This is a genomic window from Desertihabitans aurantiacus (assembly GCF_003344635.1).
GTDB classification, from domain to species: domain Bacteria; phylum Actinomycetota; class Actinomycetes; order Propionibacteriales; family Propionibacteriaceae; genus Desertihabitans; species Desertihabitans aurantiacus.
This window is the reverse complement of record NZ_QPKK01000224.1, coordinates 1-6,334: the sequence shown is the minus strand read 5'-3', so window position 1 is coordinate 6,334 and position 6,334 is coordinate 1. Positions and strand designations below refer to the sequence as shown.

At 72.4% G+C, this 6,334-nt stretch carries 7 protein-coding genes; all 7 read left to right on the top strand.

The features are described from left to right. The coding region (locus DVA66_RS15560; protein ID WP_114560903.1) for an extracellular solute-binding protein at positions 1–1,329 on the top strand (1,329 nt) is incomplete at its 5' end. Further along, complete coding sequence (locus DVA66_RS15555; RefSeq protein WP_198671818.1) at positions 1,326–2,276, top strand: carbohydrate ABC transporter permease; 951 nt, start codon at positions 1,326–1,328, stop codon at positions 2,274–2,276. The genes DVA66_RS15560 and DVA66_RS15555, both read left to right, overlap by 4 nt. Beyond that, positions 2,273–3,175, top strand: coding sequence for a carbohydrate ABC transporter permease (locus DVA66_RS15550; protein ID WP_198671817.1), 903 nt, complete (start codon positions 2,273–2,275; stop codon positions 3,173–3,175). Before DVA66_RS15555 ends, DVA66_RS15550 begins: the two co-directional genes overlap by 4 nt. Further along, a complete protein-coding gene (locus tag DVA66_RS15545; RefSeq protein ID WP_114560902.1) occupies positions 3,172–4,233 on the top strand; it encodes an NAD(P)-dependent alcohol dehydrogenase in 1,062 nt (353 codons plus the stop codon). Before DVA66_RS15550 ends, DVA66_RS15545 begins: the two co-directional genes overlap by 4 nt. A gap of 4 nt (positions 4,234–4,237) precedes the next feature. Continuing rightward, positions 4,238–5,041, top strand: coding sequence for a DeoR/GlpR family DNA-binding transcription regulator (locus DVA66_RS15540; RefSeq protein ID WP_114560901.1), 804 nt, complete (start codon positions 4,238–4,240; stop codon positions 5,039–5,041). Between the two features lie 43 nt (positions 5,042–5,084). Next, the gene (locus tag DVA66_RS15535) at positions 5,085–5,864 is read left to right on the top strand and encodes an SDR family NAD(P)-dependent oxidoreductase (protein ID WP_114560900.1); all 780 of its coding nucleotides are present in this window, start codon (positions 5,085–5,087) and stop codon (positions 5,862–5,864) included. A gap of 22 nt (positions 5,865–5,886) precedes the next feature. Continuing rightward, positions 5,887–6,273, top strand: coding sequence for a VOC family protein (locus DVA66_RS15530; RefSeq protein ID WP_114560899.1), 387 nt, complete (start codon positions 5,887–5,889; stop codon positions 6,271–6,273). Positions 6,274–6,334: the final 61 nt, after the last annotated feature.

Here is a 6,334-nt window from a genome sequence, read left to right as displayed (position 1 = left end):
GGCGACGAGTGGCGCCGCTTCGCCGGCACCACCATCAACTTCATCTCCGAGAACACCGCCCCGACCGCAGCCATCGCGGCCAACCTGCAGCCGTTCACCGAGCTGACCGGCATCGACGTCCGGATCGTCAACCTCGAGCTCAGCGCGCTCGTGCAGCGGGTCGCCCTCGACCTGGCGTCGGGGCAGAGCCAGTACCACGTCATCTACGCCGACCCGTACCAGGTGCTCGCCCCCTACTCGGCCGGGCTCGCCGACCTGCGCGAGTTCGTCGACGCCGACGGCTACCCGCCGCTGGAGGGCGGGCTGGAGGACTTCATCCCCACCCAGCTCGCCGCCACCGGCACCTTCGAGGACCCGGACAAGGTGTTCGCCCTCCCCTACGACTGCCCGACGATGATCTGGCAGTACCGCCAGGACCTCTTCGACGCCCACGGCGACCGGATGCGCGACGACCTCGGCTTCGACGTCACGCCCGGGATGGATCGCACCTGGGAGGAGTTCTTCCAGATCGCGCAGTGGTTCAACGAGAACGTCGACGACGTCGTCGCCGGGGTCGGCACCCAGTCCAAGCAGCACGACTCGCTGATGTGCGACTTCTCCAACGTGCTGTGGTCCTACGGCGGGGAGTACTTCGAGGGCGGCTCCGAGGTCGGCCTGCGCGGAGCCACCGACCCGGGACGCTCGCTGCTGGCCAGCGACGAGGCCAAGGAGGCCGCCGCGTTCTACCAGCGGCTGGTCGGCATCGCCCACCCCGGCTCGCGCTCCTGGGACTGGGACGGTGTCGGCAACGCCATGGCGCAGGGCCAGATCGCCATGTGCGTCAACTGGCACGAGTTCGCCTCCGGCAACGAGGAGTCGCTGCCCGGCCAGGTCTCCTACGCCCCGCTGCCGCACGGGCCCGCCCGCTCCTCCGCCCACTTCGGCGGCTGCGGGATCGGCATCTCGGGCAACACCGGCGGCGCCGAGCGCGGTGCGGCCTGGCTGTTCGTCAACTGGGCCACCTCGCCGCAGACCCAGCTGGCCAACCTCGCCTCCGCCGCCGGTGGTGGGACGCCGACCCGCACCTCGGTCTACGAGCTGCCCGAGGTGCAGGCCGCCGAGCAGCGTCCCAGCGAGCTGCCGAACATGCTGACCGGGCCGACCATGGAGGTGGCCTGGCGCGACGACGTCATCGGGCTGCGTCCCAAGATCCCGATGTGGAACGAGTGCGACACCGCGGTCTTCACCGAGCTGTCGAAGATGCTGGCCGGGCAGCAGCAGCCGGCGGCGACCATGGACGGGCTGGCCCGTCGCATCGACCAGATCGTGGCGCGGGGGTGGCAGGCATGACGCAGACGACCGCACAGCCGACCGGGGGGCAGGAGCTGGCCCCGGAGCGGGTGCAGCAGATGAAGCAGCCCCGGCGGCCGCGTCGCGGGCTGGGCTTCCCCGGGCTGCTGATGGCGCCGGCCGTCATCTTCATGGCCGGGCTGTCGATCATCCCGTTCCTCACCCTCATCGGCATGAGCTTCTCCCGGGTCCGCCTGCTCGGCGGCGCCGCGCTGGAGTGGCGCGGCCTGGACAACTGGGCGCGCGCACTGACCGACCCGAACCTGTGGACGTCCTGGGCCACCACGGTGCTCTACTTCGTCGTCACCGTCGGCCTGGAGCTGCTGATCGGCATCGGCGTCGCCGTGGCGCTGCACCGGGTGCTGCGCGGACGCGGCCTGGTGCTCTCGCTGGTGCTGCTGCCGATGTTCGTCGCCCCGGTCATCGTCGGCCTGCTCGGCCGCTACCTGGTCGACCCCACCTTCGGGCTGTACACCAACTGGCTGCAGGCGGTCGGCATCGACATCGACCCGCTGGGCAGCCCGGTGACCGCCTTCATCGCCGTCGCGCTGATGGACGTCTGGGAGTGGACGCCGCTGATCACGCTGATCACGCTGGCCGGGCTCTCGGGGGTGAACCCGTCCGTCCTCGAGGCGGCCGCCCTGGACGGGGCGGGCCGGACGCGGACGCTGTTCCACATCATCTTCCCCTCGATCTCCAACGTGCTGCTGGTGGCGTTCCTCATCCGCTCGATGGACGCCGTCCGCTACTTCGACATCATCACCATCACCACCAACGGCGGCCCGGCCGACGCGACGAAGATCGTGCCGCTGCGGCTGTACGAGACGGCGTTCCGGTTCTTCGACCTCGGCTACGCCGCCGCCATCGGACTGATGATGCTGGCCGTCACCATCGCCATGGCGAAGGTGTTCGTCCGGCTCCTCGACCGGAAGGGACTCGCCCAGTGAGCACCACCACCGCCCCCGCCGACGCCCCGGCGCGCCCGCCGAAGAGGTCGACCGGGCTCTCCTTCGACCAGAAGATGACCCCGGGCGGCACGGTCGTCACCTGGGTCGTGCTCGGGGTGTTCCTGCTCTGGACGCTGATCCCGCTGGTCTGGATGCTGCTCGGCTCGTTCAAGGGCGGCGACGACGTCACCGCCGCCGACCCGAAGTGGGTGTTCACCCCCAGCCTGGAGAACTACGTCGGCCTGTTCACCGGCGCCAACAACCTGCTGCCCTACATCTGGCACAGCGTGGTGGCCGCGGTGGTCTCGGCCGGGTTGTCGCTGGTGCTGGGGACGCTGGCCGGCTACGGGCTGTCGCGGACCCGGATGAAGCGCAAGTCCGACCTGTCGTTCTGGATCATCTCCACCCGGATGGCCCCGATCGCCGCGGTCGTGCTGCCGCTGTTCCTGATGTTCCGCTTCGCCGGGCTGATCGACACCCTGCCCGGGCTGATCCTGGCCTACATGACGTTCAACCTGCCGTTCGCCACCTGGCTGATGCAGGCGTTCTTCGCCGAGATCCCGCCCTCGCTGGAGGAGGCCGCGCTGGTCTCGGGCTGCACCCGCTGGGGCGCCTTCTGGAACGTCATCCTGCCGCTGTCGAAGGCGGGGCTGGTGACCACCGGCATCCTCTGCCTGGTGTTCGCCTGGAACGACTACGCCTTCGCCTCGGTCTTCGCCGGGCCGAGCTCGCAGACGCTGCCGATCGCGGCCAGCCAGCTGGTCACCCAGACCGGTGTGGACTGGGGCCAGCTCACCGCCATCGGCACCATCGTGGTCGTCCCGATGGTGGTGCTCGGGCTGGCGGTGAAGCGCTGGCTGGTCACCGGTCTGTCGCTGGGCGCGGTGACGGGAGAATGAGCACCGTGACCACCACGACGCCGACCCTGCCCACCACCATGCGGGTCTCCCTGCTCGAGCGCGCCGGCGAGATCGGTCCGGCCGAGCGACCGGTGCCCACCCCCGGTCCGGACGAGGTGCTCGTGCGGGTCGCCTCGGTCGGCATCTGCGGCTCCGACGTCCACTACTACCGCCACGGCCGGATCGCCGACTTCGTGGTGCGTGAGCCGCTGGTGCTGGGCCACGAGGCCAGCGGCACCGTGGTCGCGGTCGGTGAGGGCGTCGACCCCGCCCGGGTCGGCCAGCGGGTGGCGATGGAGCCGGGTGTGCCCTGCCGGCACTGCGAGCAGTGCAAGCACGGCCGCTACAACCTGTGCCCGGACGTGGTCTTCTTCGCCACCCCGCCGGTGGACGGCACCTTCGCCGAGTACGTGACGCTGGCCGCCGACTTCGCCCACCCCGTGCCGGATTCGCTGTCCGACGACGCCGCCGCACTGATCGAGCCGCTCTCGGTCGGGGTCTGGGCCTGCCGCAAGGCCGAGGTCGGGGCCGGCACGAAGCTGCTCGTGACCGGCGCCGGGCCGATCGGGCTGGTCACGGTCCAGGTGGCCCGCGCGCTGGGGGCGTCCGAGATCGTCGTCACCGACGTCGACCCGGGACGGCTGGCCGTGGCCGAGCGCTACGGCGCCACCGAGACCGTGGACGTCCGCACCGGCACCCTGGACCACCTGGCCGCCGGTGCCGGGCGGATGGACGCCTTCATCGAGTGCTCGGGCGCCCAGCCGGCCGTGCTGGCGGGGTTCCCCACCGTCCGTGGCGCCGGGCGGATCGTGCTGGTCGGGATGGGCGCGGACGAGCTGACCATCCCGGTCGGGCTGCTGCAGAACCGCGAGCTGGTGCTCACCGGCACCTTCCGCTACGCCAACACCTATCCCACCGCGATCGCCCTGGCCGCCAGCGGCCGGGTCGACCTGGACGGCCTGGTCACCGGCCGCTTCGGGCTCGACCGCGCCGAGGAGGCCCTGCAGTCGACCGGCACCCCCGGCGTGATCAAGTCCGTGGTCCGCCCCGGGGAGTGACCGGGTGGGACGCAGCAGCAACGCCGACGTGATGCGGCGCCGGGGCGACCTGCTCGACCGGGTGATCCGGGCCCGCCGGATCGAGATCAGCGCCCTGGCCAGCGAGCTGGGCACCAGCGTGATGACGGTGCACCGCGACCTGGACGCACTGGCCGCCGAGCGGCTGCTGCGCAAGGAGCACGGGCACGCGGTCGCCCCGACCGAGCTGGAGCGCCAGACCAGCGCGGCGTTCCGGCTGCGCTTCGGCACCGACGTCAAGGAGGCGGTGGGACGGGCTGCCCTGCCCTGGCTGACCGCGGCCCGGACCATCCTGGTCGACGACTCCACCAGCTGCCTGCCGGCGCTGCACGCCCGCTGCCGCACCGGCGTCCCGGTCACCGTGGTGACGAACTTCCTCGCCGTGCCCGAGGAGCTGCGCCGCTACCCGCACGCCACCGTGCACCTGGTCGGCGGACGGGTCGCCCCGGAGCTGCGGGCGGTGTTCGGCCCGGTCGCCGAGGCCGGGTTCACCGAGTGGCGCGGCGACGTCGCGCTGATCTCCGCCCCCGGGGTGGCCGGCGGGGAGGTGCTGCACCTGCTGGAGGACTCCGCCCGGGTCAAGCAGGTGATCGCCGAGCGCTGCCAGACCCGGGTGCTGCTGGTCGACCGGCACAAGCTCGGCCTGCACGGTCCGCACGTCGTGCTGCCGGCGGGACGGGTCGACGTCCTCGTCAGCGACGAGCCGGACCCGGGCGGGCGGGCGGAGCTGGACGCCTTCGGACAGGCTGGTACCACGGTGGTCACCGTCCCCCACCCCGGCGCCGGCTGACCAGCCCCGAGACCCCCTCATCCACCGAACCAAGGAGATGGACATGCCCGTGCTCGACTCGTTCTCACTCGCCGGGAAGGTCACCGTGGTGACCGGTGCCGCCCGCGGCATCGGGGCCGCGCTGGCGGTCGCGGTGGCCGAGGCCGGCTCCGACGTGGCGCTGCTGGTCCGCGACGCGGCGGGTGCCGAGCCGGTGCGCGAGCAGGTCGCGGCCCTCGGCGTCCGGGCCGGGGTGTACACCACCGACGTCACCGACCGGGCCGGGCTGGAGGACGTGCGCGACGCGATCACGGCCGAGCTGGGCGTGCCCGACGTGCTGGTCAACAACGCCGGCACCTGCATCCACCGGGCCGCCTTCGAGGTCAGCGACGAGGAGTGGGACACCGTCCTCGACACCAACCTCACCGGGCTGTGGCGGACGTCCCAGGTGTTCGGCCGGGCGATGGCCGACCGCACCGACGGCCGCCGCGGCGGGGCGATCGTCAACATCGGCTCGATCTCCTCGATCATCGTCAACCGGCCGCAGTGGCAGCCGGGCTACAACGCCTCCAAGGCGGCGGTGCACCAGCTGACGAAGTCGCTGGCGGTGGAGTGGGCCCCGCTGGGGATCCGCGTCAACGCGCTGGCCCCGGGCTACGTGCGCACCGCGATGGCCCCGGTCGACGACCCCGCCTTCAAGCCGCGCTGGATCGACGACTCGCCGATGCAGCGGGCGGCCGAGCCGGAGGAGCTGGGCCCGACCGTGGTGTGGATGGCCAGCGACGCGTCCTCGTTCATGACCGGCTCGGTGGTGGTCGTCGACGGCGGCTACACCGCGGTCTGAGCCGGCCGGTAGCGTCACGGCCGTGACCCGCGCGCTGCACCACCTCGACCTGTGGGTCTCCGACCTGCCGCGCGCGGAGGCGGAGTGGGGCTGGCTGCTGGGGCTGCTCGACTGGGAGCACGACGGCCCCACGCTCACCCACCCCGACGGCACCTACCTCTACCTCGAGCACTCCCCCGACCAGCGCGACGTCCCCCACGACCGGCTCCGGCCCGGGGTCAACCACCTGGCCTTCACCACCGACGACCGGGCCCTGCTGGACCGGATGCGGGCGGAGTCGAGCGGGCACGGCTGGCACGAGCTGTTCGCCGACCACTACCCGCACGCCGGCGGGGAGCAGCACACCGCGCTCTACCTGCAGAGCTCGGAGGGGTTCGAGGTCGAGGTCGTGCTCGTCGACGCCGGCTGAGCCCCGCCCCGGACCGGGCCCGCCCGTGCGCCGCGCCGCTGCCGGCGGCCCCGCGCCGTCG